Annotated in this window: 27 protein-coding genes; all 27 read left to right on the top strand. The window is 57.8% G+C overall.

Annotated features, from left to right (window positions below):
* Positions 1-24: 24 nt before the first annotated feature.
* The 27 genes from DOD19_RS26125 (at position 25) to DOD19_RS25990 (ending at position 22,562) form a co-directional block, all read left to right on the top strand.
* On the top strand, positions 25-1,080 hold the full coding sequence (locus tag DOD19_RS26125) for a hypothetical protein (protein WP_024979533.1): 1,056 nt from the start codon (positions 25-27) through the stop codon (positions 1,078-1,080).
* A gap of 330 nt (positions 1,081-1,410) precedes the next feature.
* Positions 1,411-2,244: a hypothetical protein gene (locus DOD19_RS26120; RefSeq protein ID WP_112188991.1), complete on the top strand. Its 834-nt coding sequence runs from the start codon at positions 1,411-1,413 to the stop codon at positions 2,242-2,244.
* A 323-nt stretch (positions 2,245-2,567) separates the two neighbouring features.
* Positions 2,568-2,894, top strand: a complete 327-nt coding sequence (locus DOD19_RS26115) for a hypothetical protein (protein ID WP_024979535.1) — start codon at positions 2,568-2,570, stop codon at positions 2,892-2,894.
* A gap of 18 nt (positions 2,895-2,912) precedes the next feature.
* Positions 2,913-3,275, top strand: coding sequence for a hypothetical protein (locus tag DOD19_RS26110; RefSeq protein WP_024979536.1), 363 nt, complete (start codon positions 2,913-2,915; stop codon positions 3,273-3,275).
* 427 nt (positions 3,276-3,702) lie between these two features.
* Positions 3,703-3,951: a hypothetical protein gene (locus tag DOD19_RS26100; protein ID WP_182557884.1), complete on the top strand. Its 249-nt coding sequence runs from the start codon at positions 3,703-3,705 to the stop codon at positions 3,949-3,951.
* Positions 3,952-4,281: 330 nt separating this feature from the next.
* Positions 4,282-5,439 carry a hypothetical protein gene (locus DOD19_RS28065; protein ID WP_024979537.1) on the top strand — a complete coding sequence of 386 codons (1,158 nt, stop codon included), beginning with the start codon at positions 4,282-4,284 and terminating at the stop codon, positions 5,437-5,439.
* 172 nt (positions 5,440-5,611) lie between these two features.
* Positions 5,612-6,508, top strand: coding sequence for a hypothetical protein (locus DOD19_RS28060; RefSeq protein WP_024979538.1), 897 nt, complete (start codon positions 5,612-5,614; stop codon positions 6,506-6,508).
* 310 nt (positions 6,509-6,818) lie between these two features.
* Positions 6,819-7,049 (top strand): hypothetical protein, encoded by a 231-nt coding sequence (locus tag DOD19_RS26085; RefSeq protein WP_024979539.1) that lies wholly within the window; start codon positions 6,819-6,821, stop codon positions 7,047-7,049.
* Positions 7,050-7,384: 335 nt separating this feature from the next.
* Positions 7,385-7,975, top strand: coding sequence for a transposase (locus DOD19_RS26080; RefSeq protein ID WP_231973495.1), 591 nt, complete (start codon positions 7,385-7,387; stop codon positions 7,973-7,975).
* Positions 7,976-8,317: 342 nt separating this feature from the next.
* Positions 8,318-8,839, top strand: a complete 522-nt coding sequence (locus DOD19_RS26075; protein ID WP_231973493.1) for a site-2 protease family protein — start codon at positions 8,318-8,320, stop codon at positions 8,837-8,839.
* A 722-nt stretch (positions 8,840-9,561) separates the two neighbouring features.
* A complete protein-coding gene (locus tag DOD19_RS26070; protein WP_024979542.1) occupies positions 9,562-9,783 on the top strand; it encodes a hypothetical protein in 222 nt (73 codons plus the stop codon).
* A 153-nt stretch (positions 9,784-9,936) separates the two neighbouring features.
* On the top strand, positions 9,937-10,065 hold the full coding sequence (locus tag DOD19_RS28225) for a hypothetical protein (protein ID WP_257784479.1): 129 nt from the start codon (positions 9,937-9,939) through the stop codon (positions 10,063-10,065).
* Between the two features lie 374 nt (positions 10,066-10,439).
* On the top strand, positions 10,440-10,886 hold the full coding sequence (locus DOD19_RS26065) for a hypothetical protein (RefSeq protein ID WP_024979543.1): 447 nt from the start codon (positions 10,440-10,442) through the stop codon (positions 10,884-10,886).
* An 801-nt stretch (positions 10,887-11,687) separates the two neighbouring features.
* Positions 11,688-12,089, top strand: a complete 402-nt coding sequence (locus DOD19_RS28055; RefSeq protein ID WP_231973491.1) for a hypothetical protein — start codon at positions 11,688-11,690, stop codon at positions 12,087-12,089.
* A gap of 440 nt (positions 12,090-12,529) precedes the next feature.
* The gene (locus DOD19_RS26045) at positions 12,530-12,739 is read left to right on the top strand and encodes a hypothetical protein (RefSeq protein ID WP_024979546.1); all 210 of its coding nucleotides are present in this window, start codon (positions 12,530-12,532) and stop codon (positions 12,737-12,739) included.
* Between the two features lie 89 nt (positions 12,740-12,828).
* A complete protein-coding gene (locus tag DOD19_RS27625; RefSeq protein ID WP_156669043.1) occupies positions 12,829-12,999 on the top strand; it encodes a hypothetical protein in 171 nt (56 codons plus the stop codon).
* 125 nt (positions 13,000-13,124) lie between these two features.
* Positions 13,125-13,715, top strand: a complete 591-nt coding sequence (locus DOD19_RS26040) for a sugar O-acetyltransferase (protein WP_024979547.1) — start codon at positions 13,125-13,127, stop codon at positions 13,713-13,715.
* A gap of 28 nt (positions 13,716-13,743) precedes the next feature.
* Positions 13,744-14,502 (top strand): ATP-grasp domain-containing protein, encoded by a 759-nt coding sequence (locus DOD19_RS26035; protein WP_024979548.1) that lies wholly within the window; start codon positions 13,744-13,746, stop codon positions 14,500-14,502.
* 683 nt (positions 14,503-15,185) lie between these two features.
* On the top strand, positions 15,186-15,767 hold the full coding sequence (locus DOD19_RS26030) for a hypothetical protein (RefSeq protein ID WP_231973483.1): 582 nt from the start codon (positions 15,186-15,188) through the stop codon (positions 15,765-15,767).
* 125 nt (positions 15,768-15,892) lie between these two features.
* Positions 15,893-16,462 carry a hypothetical protein gene (locus DOD19_RS26025; RefSeq protein ID WP_024979550.1) on the top strand — a complete coding sequence of 190 codons (570 nt, stop codon included), beginning with the start codon at positions 15,893-15,895 and terminating at the stop codon, positions 16,460-16,462.
* 42 nt (positions 16,463-16,504) lie between these two features.
* Positions 16,505-17,713, top strand: a complete 1,209-nt coding sequence (locus tag DOD19_RS26020) for a hypothetical protein (RefSeq protein WP_024979551.1) — start codon at positions 16,505-16,507, stop codon at positions 17,711-17,713.
* A complete protein-coding gene (locus DOD19_RS26015; protein ID WP_024979552.1) occupies positions 17,710-18,126 on the top strand; it encodes a hypothetical protein in 417 nt (138 codons plus the stop codon). Before DOD19_RS26020 ends, DOD19_RS26015 begins: the two co-directional genes overlap by 4 nt.
* 360 nt (positions 18,127-18,486) lie before the next feature.
* Positions 18,487-19,140 (top strand): hypothetical protein, encoded by a 654-nt coding sequence (locus DOD19_RS28050; RefSeq protein ID WP_231973481.1) that lies wholly within the window; start codon positions 18,487-18,489, stop codon positions 19,138-19,140.
* Between the two features lie 766 nt (positions 19,141-19,906).
* The gene (locus DOD19_RS26005; protein WP_024979554.1) at positions 19,907-20,401 is read left to right on the top strand and encodes a hypothetical protein; all 495 of its coding nucleotides are present in this window, start codon (positions 19,907-19,909) and stop codon (positions 20,399-20,401) included.
* Positions 20,402-20,513: 112 nt separating this feature from the next.
* A complete protein-coding gene (locus tag DOD19_RS26000; RefSeq protein ID WP_027692859.1) occupies positions 20,514-21,470 on the top strand; it encodes a head GIN domain-containing protein in 957 nt (318 codons plus the stop codon).
* Positions 21,471-21,619: 149 nt separating this feature from the next.
* Entirely contained in the window at positions 21,620-22,084 is a 465-nt protein-coding gene (locus tag DOD19_RS25995; RefSeq protein ID WP_024979556.1) for a hypothetical protein, read from the top strand.
* Between the two features lie 10 nt (positions 22,085-22,094).
* Positions 22,095-22,562: a hypothetical protein gene (locus DOD19_RS25990; protein ID WP_024979557.1), complete on the top strand. Its 468-nt coding sequence runs from the start codon at positions 22,095-22,097 to the stop codon at positions 22,560-22,562.
* The last annotated feature ends 812 nt before the right edge of the window (positions 22,563-23,374 follow it).

Raw genomic sequence — 23,374 nt, 5'->3', positions numbered from 1 at the left:
GCAGATCCAATATGGAGCAAGAAGATGCAAGCAAGCAACGCAGTAACTGAACTGGAAGAGGCACAGGCCCTCGGCCACGCAAGCGTGGAAGAAATGATCGCAGCCGACGCGAACGCCGTGCTTCACGCCCAGCATGTTGCGGTCGCCCGGGCGTATCAATCCTCAGCTCACGCCATCCAGCGAAAGACGGAAGCAGCCAGCAAGCACGGCCTGACACCAGATCAGATTAGCTGGGTTGAGCCCCCATTCGACGCGCCAGTGCGCATCACCGCTGCCGATGTTGTGGCCGCGCGGGACGCGGGGTTCCAGGTCCAGTTAGGAACGGCTGAACATCGCCTAGACCTGATTGGTCGGTGGTGGTGGACATTGAGCCAGCCCGGCTGGCAGAGTGTGGAGTCAAGCGCCGGCAACTTTGCGACCAAAGCAGAAGCATGGGCGGATGTAGTGCGCGCGCTTCGCGACGACCCTTCGCTCGGTTCGCCGGCGAAAGCGGCTGAAGAGCCGCGCCTGTGGGTTGCGATGGTCGAGCACGTGGAGTGCCCTGGTGCAAGGCTGGCCGTGTTCTTCCAGAGAGAAGAGCCTGTGGACGCTGAGATTTTCGCGCGGTATGCGGCCACAACAAAACCGACCGAACTTGATATCGCCGGTCTGTTCGACCTCACGTTCGACGCAAGCGTTGATCCAGGCACCGCCAGGGCTCTGATGACCTACGCGAATGCGCAGGTGGAGGGCGACTATGGTGCGATTTCGCCACCCGCCGTCGTTGACGAGACGCTGGGTTGGTTGAATCCAGGCCAGCGGGCGATACTTGAGAAGTATGCGAGGGGTCAATTTTCATATCTGGCTTGCAGCAAATCGGAGGAGGAATTCCGGAGCTCAGTGGCCCGCTGTGGCGATGGTGTCTTGAAGTTCCTGATGACCGAACTTTCGAGCGCGGAAGACTGCTCGTCAGGCGAGCAGGCCAGTGCGCGGATCGAGATCGCGATTGCGCAGCTGCAATCTGTACTCGGCGCCGTGCAGGATATTCCCGAATGGATGCCGAATGACGGCCATGACCAAGCCATGAACGCTGGTTGCTGACGCAAGTCCGGCCCAGCAGCACAAGCCCGCCGGCCTCCTTATAGGAGGCGGCGGGTTTTTCTTTGTCTGGCAGCACGACACGCAGCTGAGAGAAGAAGGAACGCAGGTGATTAAGGCGTTTCCGTCACTGCTGCGCCTCAATTTCTCATCAGGAAATTCGCGTGTTATGCTTGCGCTGTTTTCCATGGCCGCTGGTCCATCTCCAGCCAACGCGAACCCGACGCGGATCGCGATTCCTATACACCGCCAGTCGGTGTGTCCATTACCCACGCGGGGCAAGTTGTCCCGCAGAGGGCTTCCTGCTTCGCTGACTACATTCAGGAGCAGGATATGCAATCAATCAAAGTTTCGCCTCCTACGCGTGCAACGGCGGCAGATCTCGTCGGAAAGGAAGTGCCGTTCACCCTGTACGAGGTTGTGCAGACCATGCGGGACGACGTATTCGTCAGCGCTGAAGTCAAGCCCGTAACCATCACCTGGCATGGCATCCGAACGGAAGTCGGCGCAACCGCACCGTCGGTGACATTCGTTGGTTCGGATGGCAGACAAGGCTGGGGTAATGCCGACCTCTTCTATCTGACCGAGGTGGAAGCCATGAAGGAAGTGGCTCTCCTAATGCCCGACCGCCGGCCGACCGAGGCCCCTGTTCTGGACGTCAATGGGCGCCGATTCGTGCATTTTGAAGGCCGAGCCAGACAAGAGCAAAGCGGGTTCTACCGTGAGAAGCCCAATGGGATTCTGTTTTTCGGCAACGACAAGGAGCCTTTCGCGTTTGCCGTAACGAACCCGAAACAGGGCCTGTTTTTCGTGTCCTGCAGTCGGCACGGATCCGGCGTCCGATACATGCACTCGACGAGCTCGGTTGACGAGCGACGCCTGGGCATCGAGGGAGTAGGTTTGAGTGCACAGCATGACCTGGTCTGCGCGCTGGTCAACCAGTTGCACGGCAAAGACGTGCTGTGGACTGGCGAGGATGCAAAAATCCTACAGTTGGCGCTTGGCAATTTGGCCGCGCTGTTGGCCGATCCGTGCAGTGCCGATCGGTGCAGCATGGGGGCCGAGAAGGCGGACCGATGGGCGGATCGCTGCAATGCGATGCTTGAATCGCTCGAATCCGAAGGGAAGGGCGAGCATCGCAGCACGCTTCTCGCGCTGCGCAAGTAGTCCCATTTCAGTGGAATCAACGCCCGCCTGTCCAGTTTGGACAGAGCGGGCGATTTTTTTGGGCGCCGGGCGCTCTGGCACCGCGGCAAGCAGGGCAGTTGTGTCGACCAACATGCTGGGCGCGTCTGATTCCCACCAGGAATTGGGCGTGGTACCCTTACGGTGCTTTTACTCGGCAGCTGGACCGAAACTCCAGCCAACGCGTTCTACTACTGGGCGCGACTCAATTTCACCATTCGTGGTGAGCCACTAAACCCTTGCGGGGCACGCGTGCTCCTGTAGGGGTCGCCTGCTCCGCCAATTCCTTTTCGGAGCAGAAAATCATGCAGAACTTTTGCAAGACGTTGTTGGTCGCGGCGACATGCGCCATGGCGGCGTTTGCTGTGCACGCCCAAAGTGTCGGTGGCCGGGGTGCGGACCTAGGTTGGTACGTGAGCCAGCCGATGCAATTTGTGGTGTCGGGCGTCCTGCTGAAGGATGGCAGCACCACGGAAATCCGTCCAACTCACGGCATCTATGTCGCGAGATCGCAAACGGAGGCCATCGATTTCTTCGCCGCGAAAATGCGTGATGAGAACCCTGGCTACCACTTGGTTACAGCTCTGGCCTCTCCGGTTCCGGTAACCGGTACTTGTCGCCTGGACATCTGATCACATAGGAGCTGCATCGTGACTGATATCCAACGTGCAATGTACCTGACCGACGATCGCGATCTTCCGAAGGACGAGCTGCGGGCGCTGGTTATTTTCCCCGGTGGCAACGGCGACTGGTACGTCCAAGTAGCACCGGAGCACGGGCGCACCTTAGAAGGCGTCCGAATTTGTACCTCTGGCGGCGCAGCTTCAGCTTGTCCTGGTCTCGGCGTAGCAATTGCCGAGGCTTACAGGGCGATGATGGATGCGCAAACTGGCCGGAAGCTTGAGTATGTTCCGTCGCGCGCGGAACTGGAGCAAGAGTTGTGGGCGTGGCGCCAGATGTTTCCAAAGTACCAGTTTGACGGCTTCTTCAGCATTGAGAAGAAGGCAGACTAAGGTCGTGCCGCCCTCAATTTTGTACGCCGCACCGCGGTGACTTTTTAACCCTAGCGGGGCTTTCGACTCCGTGTGGGTTGTCGGCTCCGCAGTTCAATTCAGGAGCAGGCAAATGCCAAACGAGGACGCAGAACTGCGCCCGATCACCGTGTCTGGCGGAAAGAAGTCGATCAGTGACGACGATATGTGTGCTGGATGCGCCAATTGCGACTACCTTCCAGGCTCGATGAGTGGCTGTAAGTTGGACTGGCCAGGACGGGAAGATCGCGACGGCTATGTGCAGCAATGCGATAAGTTTTCACGCGAGAGCTGATACGGTCTCGGCCGCCAATTGCGTTCACTGCCAGGCGGTGAACTTTTTACCCAGCGGGGCTTTCAACTCCGTCGGGGTTGTCTGCTCTGCTTTCTCTGTCAAGGAAGCAAGGAAATGCCCGCGAACGATTCGGTCATCGATAAGCTCTGCAAAGCAGCAGACAATCACGGAGACGATGCTGGTGATGCCGACCATACGGTCGGCGACCTGCAGGGGCTCCTCCAATTGTGCTGGCGCCTCATGACGCCGGCGCAGAAGGAAGCCTTTGCCGCGAGTCCGGAGGTCGAGGATGTTGTCGACCTCGGAGCGCGAGGGGAGTACTCGGTTGAGGATTTGCTGGCCGAGGTTGAGAAGGAAGGTTGATAACGGCGAAGGCCGATATCGGCCTGGCGCCCGTACTGTCCAGAAAGGATGGTGCGGGCGTTTTTCATTTGTGCGTTGTGCTCGCACCCTGAAACTAATCGGCACAAGCCCTGGCGTAGGCACCGTGACACAGCGCTGGCGGCAGTTTCCTGTTGGGAAATCGTGGTACCCTTCATCGGTATTTCGCACGGTAGCTGGGCCTTAAATTCAGCCAAAACGGCGTTAGCGCCGATTCTCATTTTCACCGGCATCGGTGAGTCACCAACCCTTGCGGGGCTTGCAGCCCCAGACGGGGTTGCCTGCTCCGCGTTTCCATTCAGGAGTAGGCAAATGCATGTTTTCGAATTGACCCTTGCCGGTTTCAACGGCTCTTCGAGCAAAACGGATCACCTGATCGTTTGGGTAGCGGTTCAAGCGAGCCAAGCGGAATTCGTTCAGCAGCTGTCATCAGCTGGGCTCTATCCGACGAAGGTCACGGCCGTAGAAGTGCTGCCGTCTCACTTCGAGGCGGAACTGCAGATCTCGAGCAATCTAGGTGAGCTGTCACGGTTCATCGACGAACGGCTGGGTACCGTCCCGTTTGACTCGCCAATTGGAAAGGCCATCGATGCTCTCCAGCTGGCCTGCCAGAATCCAGGCGACCCAAACTATCGGGTCTACAAAGAGGCGCTGTCGTCGCTTGTCGAAGCACGTCGGCATATCCTGCTTCTCGAGAAGCGGATTTCTGACCGGGAGATCAGTCCAGGTGGCGACGAGTACAGCGAGCTCCTTGGTCTGCTTGGCTTGTATATGTCGCCGTCCGCGCGCCTGGCGAGACTGGCTGCCGACGCGCGGATCCTCGGACTCGTTCCGAATCTGCAACCCGAAGGCCTCTCCTTGGGCGAGGGAAACCCGCTGCGCATCAATGTGCGGCAGGTTACGTCGGACCTTTCGTCTGTCGAGGACGAGGATGTCGCGGGTGTGTACGGTGTGCTCTTTACCGTAGATGCAGGCGAACTGACTGACGCGAAAAAGGCGGCCATTGCACTGGACATCTTTCACTCCAAGCAGGGCATCGCTGTCCTGGACGATTTCGAGATCTCTGTCTTGGATGAGGAAGGAAACCTCGTCGCGCCGGATGCCGAACACGTCGACTACTCGTGCTCTGATGCGGGAACCGTTGAGAAGATCAGCGACGTTCCATTGGATGCGACGGCGGCAGGCGCTGTGATTCCCACTGGAAGCGGAGCCAACACGGAGGCAATCGAGCACTCGATCGCCGGTGGGAAGGGGCCATTCGTTCGGGATCACGTCGATATGGAGATCTGGTGTCAGCTGGCGCCGGCGGTCGCGGATCTTGAAGAGGACACCGTCGTGGGACGAGCGGTCGTTGATTTGCTCAAGCAATTCGAGGCCATCATCAAAGCGAAAGCGAAGATGGAGACCTACAACGTCGAGGAACTGAAGGCAATAGGCGTGGATCAGTGCCATGTCTGGTTCTACGGCTGACGGATTCCGCATCCTCAACAATGAAGCGCAACTCTACTTTTGGGCAAAGCCCCATGGGGTAGGGTTGAACGCCTTTCTCTGTTCACCGGCCTGCCGGTGATTTTGGTAACCCAAGCGGGGCACGCAACTCCGAATGGGAGTGCCTGCTTCGCAATTTCTTTGGAGCAAGCATATGACCAACAATCAGGCCCAGAATCGTCAGCCGGATGGCGCACTCATGAGTTCGCAAGGCAATGGCGGGGAAGGTCCACAGGAGCGTGTGTGGACGGATTGGTTTGAAAATCCGTTCCACGCGATCAAGGCTGTTGCAGAGGCGGCCGGCATACCGGAGCAGTTCGACCGGGTGTTGCAGGTGCTGCGCGAGTCAGCAACGTGCTGGACCAACTTTAATTGCGACCAGTATCTTGACGATTTGCTGCAGGAGATCGGTGGCGCTACCAGCATTGTTTGCGAACAGGATCCCGCGAACAAGATGTACCGCGCTACCTACGACGGTGCAACTTCCGTAACGGTCGTGCCCGTTGGATCCAGTGAACCGCACCTGTCGGACGTACCACCGTTTCGGCTGACCGCTGTAACCGGAGAATGGCTTGCCGCTGGCCAAGACATCCCTGCGTACACCAACGGGGTTCGCTGGAACGGATGGCAGCAGCCGCTATTTCCGACGGCGTCGGTCCGAATGCTCGCACAGCTGATGCCAGCAGAAGTGGCCTTCGATGAGTCGGCCGGTGTAGTGCGGGTCACGGACGTGCACGAGGAGCCCGCCGCTGTCTTCGAGTCCTCAATGGAGCAAATTGAAGTCGATGGACGGACCCTCGACGTGTTCTGTGTGGGCACTGGCTGGTGCTGGGAGCTTGCTGATAGTGAACAGAGGGGCTCGGACCGCGACAAGGCGCGTGCGATCCTCTCAGGCTATGGCTACCAGCGAGTCGCTGACCTGTACGACCAAAACCCCGAGTTTGCGAGTGCGCTGCGCGCGCTCGCGGGCCCCGAGTTCGAGTATCCGGACTATTCGTACCTCTTGGTGCGACAGGCGATTTCGAAGGCGGATCGGCAGTTTGGATCTTGAGGCGCTTCAGTGCCTGGACACCATCAAGAACTTCATTGATAGGCAAGCGACATCATTTCGCCACGCATCAGTGCGCCGCCGCGCTCCCGTTCATGGGGGCCGGCGGTTTTTTTTTGCTCGGAAGCTTCGTGATGCTCCCGGGCGTAGCCGGTACGCTGCCTTCCACATACCGCCGCTTGTGCGTCAGCCGGCATAGTTGACCCTGTATAAAAACACAGTAGTATACGGCGTATTCCCTCGGCCTCCTTAGAGGTTCCCGTGGTGAACTCGATGCGAATTCGATTGCAGGCGGCACGTATCGGAGGCCGAAATGGACAACTGGGATCAAGTTTCGGGCTATGGTTGGGAACACCCAAGTGGATGGGCGATCGCCCTCATGAACGTGCGAGGGCAGCCAGCGTACATGCTGTCGCGCAATGGCGCCATTCACGGTCCGTTCGATTCACTGGCGGACGCAAAAGCGCGCCACGCAATCTTGGTCCCGTGCTTCGAACCGGCCGATATCGACTCTGCAAAGTCGATGGGTGAAGTGAGCGACTGAGGGGGCGTACAGCGTTGGCGCCAAGGCCGGGTCTGGCGGCAGCGCGAGCACAAACGCTGTCCAGGTGAATGATGCCCAATGGGCGCAGCCGCCAGACTTAAGACCCTACCAGGCCATCAGCGCAATTCAAGGCGTTGGGAGCTAGCGTTCCTCGGGAGCCGGAGAACCGAAGCACACGCGGACCTCCGGAAGCAGATGACCGATTTGATTCTCTCATTGCTATCTGTGCTTACGTCACGTACTAGTTCACACCCGCAGACTCTACAGTCGGATGCCGGCCGCGCTTCTACCGGATCTTCAAATCGTCTATGGACCTAGAAAAAGTGCGATTGCACTTGCCGAAATTCGAACGCGATGTCGCGATCGTAGCGGAAAAAATGGGCGACCATCAGCCTAGTGTCATCGTCTATGTCGAAGTACTGCGCCACCTGGTTCGGCATGAAGCGTCCGGCGCCTGCCACAAGTACTCTGCAATTTTGTACGTCCTGCTTTCGGAACTGGAGGCTCAGCTGCCTGGGGACGCGGACGAGGTGTCTTTGCGGATCGGAGTCGTGCTTTCTCCGGACGGAGAAAAATTTGACCATTCGTGGGTGCAGTACGGACCAGGCATATATGACGCGGCCGTCTGCCTTCCGAGCGCTATAGGAGGCCAGACCGGCGGCCCAGTCTTCGCGTCGCACGACCTGCTTACCGGTCAATTTGTCCACGGCCGCTACACGCAGTTGGCGGCTCTCGAGTTGGACGACGATGCTCAACGCGTCGCGCGTTGGACGCTGAGCGACTATGCCGACTACATTGCTCAAGAAGGCGCCCTTTCGTTGTGGGAAATCGTCGTCGAAATCGGAAACGAGGTTGGCTTTCCACTGAATGCCGAGGCACTTCGCGTTAAGTATGGGGGGCATCTCCGTGTGCGTGCGGACCATTGACTATCAGTGCTCGCTTCAGGTCATGGTCGATTTCCGACATTGGCTCAATATGGGGCATCGTGCGCTGGCATCAGTGTGTAATTCTCGATCAGTGACAGTTCAGGTATAGGCGAGGCGAAGCGACGTGGGGACGCGCGATGAGCTCGTGGCAGCGGAAATTGGTGCTCAGGACGCTGATTTGGAAGGCAAGCGATCCGGGTGATTTCCTTTTTGAGCCAATGTTGGTCGGCAACGTTTGAGACACGGGTGGAAAACCTGACACTGGTTCACTCCTTCCGGAATCGAACCTAATTTGTACGCGCAAAAATGGACTCACAAAAAAGGGCACGAATCCTCCGCACCATGCTGGTCGAGGTTCCCTTCGCGCTGGTGTTCGTCGGATGGTTCTTGTATCGAGCCCTGATGCAAGAGATGGACGTAAGCGAAATCTTCTCTTTCATCGTCGCTCTCGGCGTGCTCTTCGTAGCCGAGAGTTTCATCCATGAGAGTGGCCACGTTATTTGCGGCCTGCTGTACGGTGTGCCGCCCTCCAGAATCCAAGTGGGCTATGGCCCGTCGATCCATCTCTGGCAAGACGGTCACGTTCCGGTTTCATTGGGGTTGTTGCCATGCGGCGGTTACGTGGAGTTTCGGTATTTGCCGATCTCACGGCGGCAGCGGATTGTGATGTATGCGGGTGGTGTCGCGGCCTCCAGCGTCGCCGCAATCGTTGCGTGGAACTTCATTCCCCATCACCTCGATTTGCTTCGTACCGAAACTGTTATGGCGTTTGCGCTCTTCATAGCCACAAATTTGTTTGGTACGGCGCCAAAGGACAAGTACTCCGACGGAGATGCCATCCGGGGGTTGTTAGCCTATCGGTAAGTGGCGGGGCAGTAGGCGTCGCACGTACTCCAATTATCTCCACTCGGCTTTCCTATACGAATGGAGCGCCCTGCATTCGCAGGGGCCGAACTGGAGTAATGCCTCATGTTGTTCATTGTCTTGTTCCTGGTCGTCGCCTTGACGGCCTTCACCTACCTCCGCCGCCACAACCTATTCTTGTGGGTTGGCACCGTTATGGCATGGGTTTGGTTCCTCGACCTCTGTGCCGGTGCAGCAGGGGACCTGTTGCGCAATGCCTGGAACGCGTGGTTCGGAGCATAGCCTTCTGGCAAGGCAGTATAGGGCGGGGGTCGTTCATCTCAATGCTACTCCCCGCAATATGCTTCAAGCTACTGTCCAGCCTCCAAGGCCCGGCGACATTGCAGGACGTGGCCCCCGATTCGGGTTCGTCGTGGAGGTTTGAGGCTGCCGCTGGTCGACTGAAAGCGCAGGTCACCTCAAATCCCGAAAAAAATCGCACGACGCGACCGGAAACCCTCCGGGCACCGCCAGGGTAGCGATTGGAGTTTCTGGCGATTGCGCCGTTAAGAGACGGGGCGAAAGCATTCACGAGTGCGACGCCATACAACCAGGAATTCGCACGATTTGCGTCACGAAGGCTAGAAAATGCCTACCGGGCTGGGACAATTTCAGGTAGGGCGCTCCAGAACTCCGCAGAGAGCGGTGCCGGCGTGTTAGCGCCCGACTTAAGGAAGAATGCAATGACTACAAAGCTGACGGACAAGCAGGAGGCGGTTTTGGCGTTCGCTAGCCAACACGGCACGATTGACTTTTACCAGGCCAGCGAGTTGGGGGCGAACGGCACCACCCTGGCCAGCATGACGAAAAAGGGGTGGCTTGCGAAGCAAGAGTGCAACGGCCTCAACGATTGGACGGTCACAGATGCCGGTAAAGCGCTGGTTAGGTGCAGCGCCGTTGAGTAGCCCCGTTTGCGCCTGTGGACTGCGTCGCGTCTGCAATTCCGCAGCTGAATCAACCTGACCGTTAAACTGGCGAGACGCCCTGTCCAGGTAGGTTGGAAACAGCTGTCGTGGACTACCCCAAAAAGGGCCGCAACCAGCGATGGAGTGATGGAAATGAGCAGTGTCGGTGCAAATAACGTAGCGAATCAGGTTGGCAATCGTGTGGCCGATTGGTTCGCTGTCGCACTCTTGGTCGTCGAGATTCTGGCGTTTGTGATCAATCTGACGCGCTCCTTCAAGTGAACCGAAGGTGAGCCGGCCATGCGACATGGGGGGCACGCTCCAGTAGCTGCGGCAAGCGGAAAGGTCGGGAGCGCTAAGCACAGTCAATTCGCGCCACAAATTTGCAAGGTGGGCTGCCGGCGATTGTCGGAAGACCCCCGCTTCGAGGGAATAGCTAGCTCGGCTGGTTCACTGTAGGTTCGAGGGAGAAAGGGGGTAACTATGCAAATCAGAGTGACAGTGACGCGTGGCGGTGCTCAGCTTTTTTCGCACGTTTACACGGTTTCCAAGGACGGCGATCTTGAGCAGGCTGTGGGGAGTGCCCTTTCGGAAGCACGGAAGGTGGCGGGCCCCGTCTCATTCGACTATGTCATCAACATTGAGAAGGTTGACCCATGACTTCCACCATTAAGGCCTCGCTTCTTTTACTCACAATGCTGGCTTTTTGCCAGGCAGCACACGCGGCAATCACCACCTCCATCGATGGCGGCACGTCATATATCCATCTGGGGACGTTGACAGCGAAGGAGTGCAAGGCTGTTCTGGAGTCGCCCGTTAGTGCTTCCCAGCAGTTCGCTTTCGACGGCCGCATCCTGGTGCCGGACGCAAGTATTTGCCATGACGGAATCAAGCTCGCATTCGTCAGGAAAGAGGCTGTCGTGCGGACTACAAAGGATGGCGTTACGACGTGGCCACTCGGTAAGAAAGACTGCACGAAAGTCGCAACTCGGATGCTTGAGACTCACAGACCTGTGCAAGTTAACGGCACGAATGTTACGAGTCCGGAATTAGTCGAAGCCACTTGCTCAAAGTTGAGCAATGCAGTCACTGTGCCTCTGTAACGAGAAGCGACATGATATCTCTCGAGCGTGACACATACCTGATGCGCCAAGGTAGGGAAGATGCACGTTTCGGTATGCCGAGCCGCGCTCGTGACTTGCAATGCGTGAGCGAGCAGTTGGCTTATCGACGCGGCTATAGAAAGCCAGATTCTGTTCAGGTGCTGAAGACGATCGCAGTCGTATCCTCTGTTGTTGCGCTCCTTGCGTGGGCCCTATGGGGCTTCTCGATGCAGATTGAAGCGTTGAAGTACGGAACCGCGATCACGTTGTCGCCGGGTTGGGGTAATTTCTGTTGCTTTGGGTCCGGGGTGCCTTTTCTAATCACGCTTTTGTGGCACTGGTGCCTCCCTGCAGAACGGTAATGACTACCCTGAGTGTTGTGCGTTCTCTCAGCATAAGCGTACACACAGCGTTTCCGGTGGGCCATCCCGCCGAGCATTGCGAGTATTCGATACTCTCGATCTTACTGATGTCCCCGAAAGGGCACTACATCTGCAAAAGGTACAGGAGGCACATGGAGTGGCGCGCGTGGCGGAAGGCTGAGAACCCTAATGGAAATTGGAGATGAAACGCATCCTTTGCTTGCTTCTGGGGCACAAATTCGAAGAAGTCTCCAGGGTTGAGAGTCGATACGACGTAACAGTAGTGCGATACCAGTGCACGAGGTGCTTGCAGCACGAGCGAACCGACCTGCAATAAGTCAGGAGTACCGGCGCTTCCGATCGCCGACAAATCGTGCGCGTCCACTTCTGAGCCAGCCAGTTGGCGCGCAGCCATGGATACCAATCTAATTCACGAACCATGATTAAGAAAAGCGCACTTCATCTGACCGCAGTTCTCTTTTGCGCAATCGGCGCATCGCATGCTTTCGCACAAGGCCAAGCAGTAATCGACAACGCAGTCCCAGCGAACGTGTCGCAGGCTCGAGCAGTGGCCGCACAAATGCAACCCGGTTCGGGGCCGTCCGGATCGCTGGAAGCAGCGCAAGACGCAGCAAGGACATTCATGAGCCTTACGACGGGTGTGCCAAGCGACAAGCTCACGTCGACCCTTCAATCCGCCGAAGCCGATAAGGCCATCGTTATCGTAAGGGCTGCTTCGGCCAACAAGTATGCTCAATCCTGTCGCTACTCGCTCGTCAAAAAGCCGGCTCTCAACGAATTCGGTTGGGAAATTACAAGTACGGCCTGCTCCAAAGGCTGACAGGCAAGGTTCTAGAACTACAGCATGCGAGATTTCCTTCAAAAATGCCTCATCTTCGGCGGGATCGCTCTGGCGTTTTGGCTGCTAACTTTTAGCAGGCCTGGTTCGAAAGAGAGTCGTGCTGATCGCGCTCGCAGGCAATCGGACGAAGCGGAACGGCGGCGCAACGATGCTGCGGACGCCGAGCATGCAGCTCAGAATAATCGGCACGACCACCATCGATAGGGAAGAATAGTGAGCGCAACTGCATGGGCCATTCTCAAGCAGGATCTGCGGACCTGACAAGCCGCATCTTGCGGGGGCTGTCAGGCAGTTGCCGTCATCCAAGACATGAGATGGGTCCGCGCGTGGCAGGGGGGACTGGCGTGGTGGGATGCGGACGACATCAGGCCTCTTGTCCAGTCCCTGTTCGACATGGGGTTTGCTTGGAGTGAATTGAAATGAAGAGCGTATTACTGCCATTGCTGATCTCCTGGGTTTTCTTCGGCATTGCCCAGGCACTCTCACTGCCGACCCGAGGCAGCGGCCCCTCGGATTGGACCGGATTCGGGACGGAGCCTTTTCTGTTCGCCTGTGAGCACAAGTTTGCTTTTGTTGGGGTACTGGTTGTGGCGCTGATCGTGTTGATCGCGAAGATGCGACGGGCATAACCCCACATGAGGCGGGCGTCCACGACGGACCGCCGTTATGAATGAGGCTCGCTCTACGTTTAAGCGAATCCAACCAACGACATACCTCGATGATCAGAATTCACTACCTGTTCATGCATGCAATGGCTCGCATTGCGGCTCCAATCATGCGGAAGACTGGCTATCGCTTCCCCAAAGAGTGGCGGGGAAACAAGCTGATCAACCATGTTGAGGCGAACATGTTGGCCGACGGTGTGAAGCCCGATCACGTGCGCTTCTAAGCCGCTAGGCGGGCGGCGCCACAAGACAACTCCAAGCCGTTGCCTCCTGAGCGATTTCTGCCGCCGCGGCTACAATCGGCCACCCCTAGACAGGGCACCACAACTCCATAGAAAGGCGCCGAACGATGTTTACCTTCATGCGTTACCTTTGGCTGCTGGCACGCGGCACTAGCGCGCCAGGCGCGGCGTTGCACTTCTTCAACCACTCAGCTGCATCCAAGAACAAGAAGGGCCGCGTGCTCAAGAGAGCCTTCCCGGGTTTGCACAAGAAATGCACGGTCTGGGCACCGCTGCACGTTGAACGACCAGATCTGCTATCCATTGGACCGGAAGCGTTCTTAAACGTTGCTGTCACCATTGCGAACGGGGCCATGGTGTCCATCGGAGAGCGCACGTTTGTCGGCCCTGGCGTCAAGTTCTGCACGACATACCACCACGTCGATCCCGACGATCGCGCACGCGACCCCTCCGCAATGGCCAAGCCTATCGTTGTGGGTAGGAACGTCTGGATCGGTGCGGGCGCCATCCTTATGCCAGGCGTCCGTATCGAGGACGATGCCGTAATCGCGGCAGGAAGCGTCGTCACGCGCGACGTCGAATCGAGAACCGTCGTCGCTGGCTGCCCGGCGGTAGTCAAGAAGTCTTTCAAAAAGGCGGAGCCAATCCCCGCCGGTTCCGTATCGGAATCGAAGATGAAAAGTGCCGCAGGGGCTTAGCCGGAGAGCAAATCAAAGGTGGTGAGCAATGCAGGTGAGTGAACCAAAAGGGCTGCTGGTTCAAGTAAAGGGTGATGGAACCCTAGACCGGGAAGAACAGCTGATGGCCGATCTAGCTATGAAGCATGGGCTTCCGGTGGAGCGGGCCTCTACCGGGCAGGTTGAGCGCTGCCGAGTTAGATTAGGCGAAGGGTATGTCGCTGTAGGATCGGTACGCTTTGTCAAGTATGCGCTGCGGCAGCTCGGTGTGGACTTACCCAACCATACGCCTTACCCATCATGCCTGGAGCACATGCTGCATCGCCAAGTGAGGCGACTTTCCACGCTTCGCGACGCCTTGAATATTGTGGCGTCGGGCAGAAGCCTATTCATCAAGCCCGCAGACGGATGGAAGCGTTTTACTGGATTCGTCGCTGAATTTGTCGACGACCCTCGGTTCAATGGCCAGTCGAAAGCCAGACCGGTCTGGATTTCCGACCCGGTCCACTTCGTCAGCGAATGGCGCGTTTATGTCGCCGACGGTGAGCTGTTGGAGATGAGGTTTGCGGATCGTGGTGGGGACAGAGGGGTCAATCCGGAAGTGGTCGTGGTCGGCGAAGCCATCAACATCCTGACGGAGGGCGGGCACGCGCCGGCCGGGTACGTGATCGATTTTGGCGTCCTGGACACGGGCAAAACGGCCCTCATCGAGATGAATGACGGATTCTCGTTTGGAGCCTACGACGGCGTGTCACCAGAAACTTATTGGAAAGTTGTTGTCCGCCGCTGGCAGGAACTTACGACCTGACTATGGGCTATGTTCACTTCTCACCGAACAGGGCGGTGCAGGGCGGTTACTTCTTGGTGTAACCGTGGCTGTTTCCCAAGTGGATTTCCTGGTGAGAAATCTTCCGGACTCGGTCTCGCACCACACCCATGGTGAGTTTGCGCGTTGGATACAGCGGGTAGAAATACGGCTCCACGTTGATAGTGTGTCTACAGGTTCGTTCCCCTCATGCCGATATGGATGGTGGGCTGGACCGCCCGACAATTCTATCGACGCCATGAAACGAGTTCATCTGCCAGCACTTGCCGCCCTGTATCTCTGTTCCGGTCTCGCGTATGCGGGGGGAGCCGAAGGACAAGAGGCTCCTTCCAAAGACAGCCGGAATGTGACCGTCGTCACTCTCTACAGTGAGTCGACTCCCGCTCCGGGCTCCCTTGCCCAAGACCGCGAACCACGGCGGCCTCCGATTCAGATTGTCGACGGTGGCGTAAAGAGCGCGGGGCCTTCGTGCTGGACGTTGAGTGATTCAGGTCAGATCACAACTGTCGAGGGTGAGTGCTACATCCTTCGCTCGGCCGCCGCAGGTGAAAAGCCACCCGCAAAGTAGAGGTTAGAGCGGCACCTACTTGGGCCGCGCGTTCGGGCCTGCCGCCGGCTGAACAATGGCCGGCGCCCCCCATTCGAAATTCAAGGGAAAGATGCCCATGATCAGCCACCAAGCCATTCGGGTTTTGTCTGTGGTCACGTTCAGCGCGGCACTTGCTGCGTGCGTCGGCAAGCAGGAAAACTGGCCACCGGCAACTGAGTTCAACCAGAAACTGACAGACGCAGTCCGCCCACTTTCGAGTCTGTCGGCCGATGTTGAGCAACTTCAATGCTGGGCTGAAAAGCCGCTAGTCCTCCAGGATCGCGTCCTCTGCAACGCCAGTTTGAGGGGGCAGGCGCCCAAAGACGTTGGGCGAAAAGTCATTGGCTGGAATATCCCCATCGGCGGCCCTGCCTCCAATCCTTTTGACCGGCTGGGCGAGCAGGAACCTCGCAACCTGTACTCCTATCAGTTCGATCTTCCATTGTTGGCCGGTACCGGATTCCTCTTCAAGGCCAAGAATAATCCTCAAGGTCTGGCGATCGAAGTGGCCGCCAACCAGGATCGAGTCTCTTTCGATGCTGCCCAGGATTTTATCGTCGCCGTGCTTCCTGTCGTGTCGAGCGAACTTTCGAGGCAACTCAAAGAAGCTCGGGCCGCTGCGCCAGATTCAATTCGGGCGACGTGGACGAGCAAGTAGGGGACGGTGCCGCAAAGGCACGTAGTGACGCAACGATCGGAAGCTGCCCGCCATTCCCGCATTCGATTAGGATTGTCAGCGACGTTCCCGCGAAATGGGGGATCTGGCAAGGTAGGGAAGCTGATATGCGCGAAACAGGAAACGGGACCGGATCGAAAGAGCAGCACTCCTTTCAATCGGTGCTCCGTGAAAGAATCATTGAGCATGTCTTCGTGGGCGAGGCCCTTCGGAGACTTTGGCAGCTCGGTGTCGCTGAGGTCGAAGTGCTCCGTTCCGAGTTCGACGCCGGCGGATATGACGTGGTGTTCAGCTACAAAGACGTTGTTCGCCACGTTCAGTTGAAGTCCGCGATCGAGGGCGGCAAGACAAATGAGGTTAGCGTCAGTCTGAAGCTTGCAGAGAAGCCCTCGGGATGCGTCCTTTGGATCATTGTGGACGATCAACTGGACTTTCGCGGGTACCGATGGTTTGGTGGGCAGCCTGGACAGGCTCTGCCTGACATTGGTGGCAAAAGGCAGGCTCGGCAGACCAGAGCAAACAAGGACGGAGTGAAGGCGGACCGCTCAGGACATAGAATCTTGCGCCGCGGAGATTTTGAGCGGCTTGCGTCCCTCGACGCCGTTCTCCAGCGCCTCTTCGGTGAGCTGCTGCCGCCCTTTGGAACGTCGGCAGTCGGTGCACACGACGATCGATAAGTTGATTGCTGGTGCGGCGCCCAAGGCGCCTAAGTATGCAGGATGAGCGAGACCCAACCCGAACGCGTCACAAATTCGAAGCCTTACGGCCGCTTTATTGTCGCCAAGACCTTGTGGGACACCCTGAGGCACCGCGGCCCGGTTGAACTTTTCCGGCTCATCTACGTGATGTTGCGGTACCGTCTACGATCCACTTACGACGACAACACACGGACGCTGGTCATTGCCTTCCACGGCATGCTCGGTGTAGCAGGGGTGGCCCTTTTGGCACTCGTATTCGGAATGGATGGAGGTACCACGGCGACGTCAATCGCCGCCCGGCTTGGGGGAGCGATCACCGGGTTTGCGCTCCTCTTTGTGGCCGCAACATGGTTCCTCATGCCCGCGTTTCAACGATCTGTCCTGCTGGGCGAGGTCGTTGCATCGGTCTGCTACGGGTTCCTTTGCGTCGCGCTGTGCTGGTTTGGGTGGCGGCATGCCGTGGACCTCGCTGCGCGCGATCCACGATCGCTCACAACCTTCATTCTTTTGTCGGTCGTGGTGATGGTGGCGTTTGGACATCCCCTCTCGCTTTTTGCTCGTTTCCTGGTTATGCGGGCGACAGCAAACCACTATGCTTTCGAGACGCCGTACCACCAGATACTTGCCGTTCGGCCACGAACTGGCGGTTTCCGTCAGACCGCTGTCCACGAGGCCGGCCATGCGCTGATGTACGCCCTCGGAGCGAGAATCCCGGAGGACGCCTCGGCGTTCATCGATACCGACACGCTTTCTCCCTCGGTCGGCCAAGTCTCATTCCCGGGAGGAAGGAACGGTGACTTCTCCTATGACTTGCTCGAGTGGAAGTTGTTTACCTGCCTAGCGGGTTTAGTGGCAGAGAAGATCGACTCAGGAACGCACGGGTTCGGCGCCGGCGGCGATATGCGCGTATGGCAGGACTTGGCAATTCCTTACTTGCTCTTGCGTACGGACATCACTTTCTTCGAGGAACCCAAGAGCGACCTTGAGATGGAATCCAACAAGCGCGAGCTCGTTACCCTGAAAAAGCAAATGCTGGTCGCGGTCACCCGCTTCCTGCGCGTCAACTGGGCCGCCGTAATGAGGATAGCCGACAGGCTGGAAGAGGCGGAATATCTTGATTTCGAGCAGCTCGCGCACCTACTAAAGGGAGTGAAGCGGACAGCAGGCTTGCCAACAGCAGTATGGCCAGTCGAACTTGGGGGCATCGAACTGCAAGCGGGAGAGCAATGAAACGTCAAAGGCTTGGGAGATTGACTGCTGTGGTGATCGGATTGCTAGTCTCATTCGCTAGTGCTCACGGCAAAGAAGCACGGGAGTTGATCTGTTCCGGCCATGTCGAATACGGGGAAGTGTCCTTTGCTGATCGGTTTTTCCTGAGAATCGAGGATGGGTCCATTGAGATCAAGGGACGCCCCGGAAGCACCTACACCTTTGATGGCGTTGCGTACGGGGTGTGCTCGGAAAGCCGAGACGAAATCGAATTCGAATACGGTGTTGAGAAGATCTGCGGGTCTGGAAAGCCATCGCGCATCGGCGCGCTGCAAAAGGTCACGGGCGACCTGAAGCTTAGAAGGTTCGACATGGGGAAGCGGTTCGATGGGAATTACACGTGCAGGCCCGCCGGGCGAGTTGTAGGCCCCTGATTCGCTATGATTCCGACTAGCGACGTTCTTCGCCTCCTACAGCCCGCATTCGAGCCCTGTGTCGGCTTCCGGGAGGGAGCCTGCGCTCAAAACAGCTGGGATCCACATGCCGGGCACGTACCTCGAGGATTCTGCGGGGCAACCGCCGGAGCCAACGAGATCCGGCTGGTTCTGGTCTGCGCTGAGCCAGGCGACCCCCATCCATCGGAGAACCATGCAAGTGATGGTACGCCGGCGGGAAGACTGGATTCTGTCGTTCGCTATGCATGGGAATGCGTCCGAAATGGCAACGACCGATTTCACCGGAATCTGCGAACGATTCTCGACCTGTGCTGGCCGGGCGCCGACTTCGAGACGCAGATGCGCTGGACCTGGATTACCGATTCGGTGCTGTGTTCTGCGAAGAAGGAGGGCGGACGAATTCCAGTAAAGGTTGAGCGCGCGTGTGCGAATCGATTCCTGGTTCCGCAGATCAGTCTCTTTACAGGGGCCATTGTCGCGGCGCTCGGAAAAAAGGCGGAGCGCCGGATTAGGCAAGCAGGTATTACGGACTTCGTCGCGGTTGGGACTGCGGCCCCGCCAGGGTGTAACCAGGCGGGAGTGTCGGAATCGTGGCATCACTTGGCGGGTATCGTTCGCATGAGGTTCCCGACCCAAGGCAACACTGCAGAACGAAAAAACATGGACCAAATGATCATGCTCCGGCCGACGAAGGAGTTCGAGGCCTTTGCTCAAGCGGCAGTTTTGGCGCAGACCGAGTCTTCGCATCCAGAACCAATTGACGTGTTTGTGCGAAGTTTGTGGCACGCAGCAGAACTCGACTGGTTTCAACAAACTGGCAAGTACCAGAAGCTTCGTGATGCAGGTGGCGTGCCGAGCGATGAAGCGTCTCTCTACGCGGCACTGATTCGGGTTTGCCGATCGCTGATCGACGCCGCTCCGACCGCCTCTCACTCGTACGACGAGTATTACAGACTGGTTGCTGAAATGGCGCCATCCCAAGCCGTTCGCTAGCCGAGGCACACCGGCCTCTCAATGCGCCGCGAGTATGACCTCCACACGGATGGCATTGAGACAATCGTGAGCGCAGCCTCAGGCTCAGTATCAGATCGCGCGACGCTGGCGCGACGGTCTCTACGCTTTTTGAGGCGACGACACTCACGAAAACGTGCCCCAGCGTCTTGCCCAACCAACCGTCAATATCGCGCGACCTACGCAGAAATGGGTTCGCTTTCCTGTCTACTGGATGACGGGATGCAGGGTGGGAGATGGACTGTGTTGTCAGCAAGGACTGCCACCAGGGTCATTTGCTACGCCAAGCATAGGAAAGCGCGCCCAGATCCGTGTCCAGTATGTCTGCACACGTTGGTGCAGGGGACAGCGCTGGATCCGCAGAAACGGGTACGGTCTGGCCTCGTAGTCGATCCAGCGTCAGTCTGAAGTGCGTCAAGTCCGCTACCCCGGGGCGAATGTTTGCCCACCGCCGGCTGGCCACACATTCGATTCCTATCAAGAACAAACAATGCTGTATTTTTCGGCTGCCCTGCCGTTACAGAGGAGTTGAAGGTGAGCCTTGTCTGCCCCCCCTCCAATCGAAGGGGGCGACACTCCCATGCGAAGACGGTACAGGCTAGATTTGGCTCGAAATCGCTCTAGCATGAGCTCTTGGTGACATCATGATTCACTGGCACCGAAGAAATCGCCTCGCGGGAATAATCGCGCCGCACGGGGTGCCGTCAGACGCTCGACGAACTCCAATCAAGAACCCGAACGACCAACCATGTCTTCATTCAACAGAATCCTTCAAGAAGTTCGCGAAGCTGATGCTCACGAGCAAACCAGAAAGACCATTCAGGCCGCGCTCACATCGTCTGAACTGGAATCACGCGTACTAGCTGCGCAGGCACATTTCCAGAACATCGGCATCCACAGTTTCTTGAGCCAGGAAGCCGAAGCAATGCGCGCGGAGAGCTTCTGGTGCCGATCCTCTGCTGAGGGCGTCGCTGGACGCGCGAGCGCGTCGATCACTTTCGTCCCGTGTGCGGGTGAGAAATTGAACGACGATCCGGTGTTTGGCCCATTGAACGAGTACACCCTGATCATCCAGGCGTTCGCCGGAGGCGATGTGGACTGCCGCTTCTGCAGCAGAGCAGGCACTGAGTACTTTGCTCGCGACCTTCCGCTGAACCAACTCGCTCTTCCGCTGGTACAGGAGTGGTACGAACGTTTTGTCCGGCTTGCTTTCGAGAAACGAAAGCAGGCAGATAGCAAGTAGGAACTCGGCCGTAAGGTACCTCTCCCCTCAAGTGCAGAGATTTGGGGTTCCAGGGCGGAATGCAGACTCGCCGCCTTCGCAGGTAGAACTTAAAATGGGACAAGCATCCAATATGAAGCAACGAAGCCTGAAAACATACTTCGCCGTTGCGATGGTGGTCGCGTTGTTTGGCTGCAGCAAGAGCGGCGAGCCAGACAATGTGACTGTGTCCGCTTCCAATGGCGGTACCGCAATTGCCGTCAACAATGGAACTATCGTGACCGGAACTGGTTCATCGACAAGCGGCCCGACTACAGCAGTCGCGACAACCGATGCCGACGAGATCGTTCAGTCATCTACTGGGGCGGGCTCTGCAAATGTTGTCGTCACTGGAGGAACCACAAGCATGATCGTTTCCGGAAACGGAAATGCCGTTGTCCAGTCGTCGAGTGGTCGCAACTCATCGAACGTCGTCATTGTGAATGGCCAGGCCCTCACAGATGGGAAAGTGCTTAAAGCGGCCGGCCCGGACGGCACCGATGTCCGAAAGGTTGAATTGTTCGATTCTTTGGAGCTGGCTGTCCCGGCGGACGCGACATATTCACCAGGGGCAGTCCCGAGCATCACGATTTCAGGGCCGCAGAACATCTTGCCACTCATCGAAACGAAGGTTCGAGGCGGGAAGCTGACGATTGGGATTGAAGGTGCTGTATCGATGCGAAAACCGCTCAAAGTCCAAGTGGTCGCACCAGACCTGCGTGCCGTGCGAATCGTAGGCAGCGGCGCGATGAAATTGGACGACTTCCAAGGTAAATCACTCGATCTGAATATCTTGGGTTCAGGGACAGTTGTCGCCGCCGGCAAGGCGAACTCGGTGAGTGTCACCGTTTCGGGATCGGGCGATGTGGATGTACGGGCATTGCAGGCCAAGGACTTCAGCGGCGTCATTTCGGGTAGTGGCAATGTGCGGGCATACGCTTCGGATGCCGCCCGGGTGACGATGTCCGGTTCAGGTGATATCCGCGTTGCGGGCAATCCCATGCGGAGGTCAGTGGAGCGATCTGGCTCCGGGCAGGTGGAATTCGACTGATTGTTGAGTTTGGGTGCCTGCTACGAGAGGTGATGGTGTAGGAGCAAAAAGGGGCTAGAAATAGCAATCGGCTCCGGAATGATGTGGTGGACATCTGCGCATTGCGCGCAGCCACCCGTTCCGATAGCCCCCTAGGAGGTCCCAGCACCATGCCGCTTGCAGAGTTTGAAACAGCAATTCTCAAAGTGCTCGACGGCCCTGGTGGCTATACGACTGGGCAGGTCGCCGAACGAATCGACTACCAGTTTGGCCACAACAGGCGCGTACATAGCGCTGCAGTTCGAACTCTGCTCTTGGGGTTGGAGAGGCAGGGGGTGATCAAGCGCTTGGACGATCAGAAGCCCGACTGCTGGGTTAAGGCGGTCCCGGCCGGTTCAGACTCCGCTTCGACTTCGCGCACGGTCAAACTGTCGGTCGGAGAAGAAGCATTCATGCAATCAGTGCTTAAGGAAGCTGGGCCGGCTTCTGCCGGATCGAGCGTATCGTACGACCACATGGAAGGGCGAGCGGTATCCGGCCTGGCAAAGAAGGGTTTGGTTGTGCGCCACGTCGGGGAGGTTGAACTGACCGCGCTAGGTGCGACGTGGCTGCGCCAGGCCGCAAAGAACGGGTAACGAGGACACGATGAAAGCCATCTCCATCTGGCAGCCACACGCGTCGCTCTTGATGCTTGGTCTTAAGCCCTTCGAAACGCGCGGGTGGCCGATTCCGCGATCCATCCTTGGGACTCGCGTTGCCATCCACGCGGCTAAAGCGGATGGCGACCTGAGAGAGATCGAGAAGTACTTGTTGGGACGGCAAGCAGGATCGGAAGCGGACGAGAGCATTGAGGCTTACGTGCGCGCAGTTTCCGGCTGCGGATTCGCGACACTGGCCGATCTACCGAGGGGGTGCATCCTCGGCACAGTGGTTTTGTCTGAGTGCGTGCCGACCCAGGCCGCCGAGAACCACAAGAACTTCGGGGACTTCAGCCCGGGCCGATTCGCATGGCGAGCCTCTGACCCGGTCCTGTTGCCGACCCCAGCTCCGTTCAGAGGAATGCAAGGTTTCTTCGACGTGCCATCGGCGCTTCTTGACCCCACCGCTCCCTGAGCTGGCAGAGATTCCCGTGATGGAACAGATTGAACCGGCCCGAACGGAAGCATATGAGGCTGGTCGCATTGCTGCCAAGGCCGCATTGGATGCGGGCACGCTACCGATCTTGCCCCGAGATGAGTCCGCCCTCTGTGAGCCAGAGCGCTCTTATGCGTTGGGGTGGAATTCCGTATGGGCAAGTGATGAGAATGCACGGCGATGGAGCAAGTTTATTCCGCCTGATCTAAACCGGATCGCGCCAGCGTTGGCCGGTGGACCTGCGCGGTCCGGGTCGGGGCCAGAATCTGCGAAGGCATGTAACGAAACCTCACCTGAATAGACGCATTCAGCTTGTACCCTCACACAATGACGCCTAAGACCAGCTATGCAACTGTCATCACCAATTGACGCCGTGGCCAGTGCGGTGCATCACGCGGCTCTTGCTGCCTTCCCCGACATCCACTATCGAACCCGCGACTATGAGGCAATGAAGAACTGGACGTCTCAGGAGAGCTACGATGCCGTGAAGGCAAACGTAGCGCCCGAGAAAGCAGCGGTTCGAAGGCCTGATGTTCGGCAATGCGAGATATACGCAATGTTTGCGCAAACGTGGAGTTCTACTGCTCTCGGCTTTGGGGGCCTCGGTGGACAGGCTATGACGCCGGCCTATACCGTAGTTGTATCAGGGCCAAGCGGGCATTGGGCGGTCTACTGGGCGGGGCGATTCGCGTACCTCATCGACCCGCACAAGCAGACCGACAAGCAGAGAGAAGCATTTCTCGATGATTTACAGAGGCGGTTCACAGCAGAGAGGCGCGAGGCATCCGATC

It is taken from the genome of Ralstonia sp. GX3-BWBA, assembly GCF_003290055.1.
Taxonomy (GTDB): Bacteria; Pseudomonadota; Gammaproteobacteria; order Burkholderiales; family Burkholderiaceae; genus Ralstonia; species Ralstonia holmesii.
The sequence above is the reverse complement of the archived record's forward strand: the minus strand, read 5'-3'. Positions and strand labels throughout refer to the sequence as shown.

Bases quoted from the DNA above. Each gene is read 5' to 3' on its own strand.
- DOD19_RS26125 (WP_024979533.1), top strand. From the start codon at position 25: ATGCAAGCAAGCAACGCAGTAACTGAACTGGAAGAGGCACAGGCCCTC.
- DOD19_RS26120 (WP_112188991.1), top strand. From the start codon at position 1,411: ATGCAATCAATCAAAGTTTCGCCTCCTACGCGTGCAACGGCGGCAGAT.
- DOD19_RS26115 (WP_024979535.1), top strand. From the start codon at position 2,568: ATGCAGAACTTTTGCAAGACGTTGTTGGTCGCGGCGACATGCGCCATG.
- DOD19_RS26100 (WP_182557884.1), top strand. From the start codon at position 3,703: ATGCCCGCGAACGATTCGGTCATCGATAAGCTCTGCAAAGCAGCAGAC.
- DOD19_RS28065 (WP_024979537.1), top strand. From the start codon at position 4,282: ATGCATGTTTTCGAATTGACCCTTGCCGGTTTCAACGGCTCTTCGAGC.
- DOD19_RS28060 (WP_024979538.1), top strand. From the start codon at position 5,612: ATGACCAACAATCAGGCCCAGAATCGTCAGCCGGATGGCGCACTCATG.
- DOD19_RS26085 (WP_024979539.1), top strand. From the start codon at position 6,819: ATGGACAACTGGGATCAAGTTTCGGGCTATGGTTGGGAACACCCAAGT.
- DOD19_RS26075 (WP_231973493.1), top strand. From the start codon at position 8,318: ATGCTGGTCGAGGTTCCCTTCGCGCTGGTGTTCGTCGGATGGTTCTTG.
- DOD19_RS26070 (WP_024979542.1), top strand. From the start codon at position 9,562: ATGACTACAAAGCTGACGGACAAGCAGGAGGCGGTTTTGGCGTTCGCT.
- DOD19_RS28225 (WP_257784479.1), top strand. From the start codon at position 9,937: ATGAGCAGTGTCGGTGCAAATAACGTAGCGAATCAGGTTGGCAATCGT.
- DOD19_RS26065 (WP_024979543.1), top strand. From the start codon at position 10,440: ATGACTTCCACCATTAAGGCCTCGCTTCTTTTACTCACAATGCTGGCT.
- DOD19_RS28055 (WP_231973491.1), top strand. From the start codon at position 11,688: ATGATTAAGAAAAGCGCACTTCATCTGACCGCAGTTCTCTTTTGCGCA.
- DOD19_RS26045 (WP_024979546.1), top strand. From the start codon at position 12,530: ATGAAGAGCGTATTACTGCCATTGCTGATCTCCTGGGTTTTCTTCGGC.
- DOD19_RS27625 (WP_156669043.1), top strand. From the start codon at position 12,829: ATGATCAGAATTCACTACCTGTTCATGCATGCAATGGCTCGCATTGCG.
- DOD19_RS26040 (WP_024979547.1), top strand. From the start codon at position 13,125: ATGTTTACCTTCATGCGTTACCTTTGGCTGCTGGCACGCGGCACTAGC.
- DOD19_RS26035 (WP_024979548.1), top strand. From the start codon at position 13,744: ATGCAGGTGAGTGAACCAAAAGGGCTGCTGGTTCAAGTAAAGGGTGAT.
- DOD19_RS26030 (WP_231973483.1), top strand. From the start codon at position 15,186: ATGATCAGCCACCAAGCCATTCGGGTTTTGTCTGTGGTCACGTTCAGC.
- DOD19_RS26025 (WP_024979550.1), top strand. From the start codon at position 15,893: ATGCGCGAAACAGGAAACGGGACCGGATCGAAAGAGCAGCACTCCTTT.
- DOD19_RS26020 (WP_024979551.1), top strand. From the start codon at position 16,505: ATGAGCGAGACCCAACCCGAACGCGTCACAAATTCGAAGCCTTACGGC.
- DOD19_RS26015 (WP_024979552.1), top strand. From the start codon at position 17,710: ATGAAACGTCAAAGGCTTGGGAGATTGACTGCTGTGGTGATCGGATTG.
- DOD19_RS28050 (WP_231973481.1), top strand. From the start codon at position 18,487: ATGCGCTGGACCTGGATTACCGATTCGGTGCTGTGTTCTGCGAAGAAG.
- DOD19_RS26005 (WP_024979554.1), top strand. From the start codon at position 19,907: ATGTCTTCATTCAACAGAATCCTTCAAGAAGTTCGCGAAGCTGATGCT.
- DOD19_RS26000 (WP_027692859.1), top strand. From the start codon at position 20,514: ATGAAGCAACGAAGCCTGAAAACATACTTCGCCGTTGCGATGGTGGTC.
- DOD19_RS25995 (WP_024979556.1), top strand. From the start codon at position 21,620: ATGCCGCTTGCAGAGTTTGAAACAGCAATTCTCAAAGTGCTCGACGGC.
- DOD19_RS25990 (WP_024979557.1), top strand. From the start codon at position 22,095: ATGAAAGCCATCTCCATCTGGCAGCCACACGCGTCGCTCTTGATGCTT.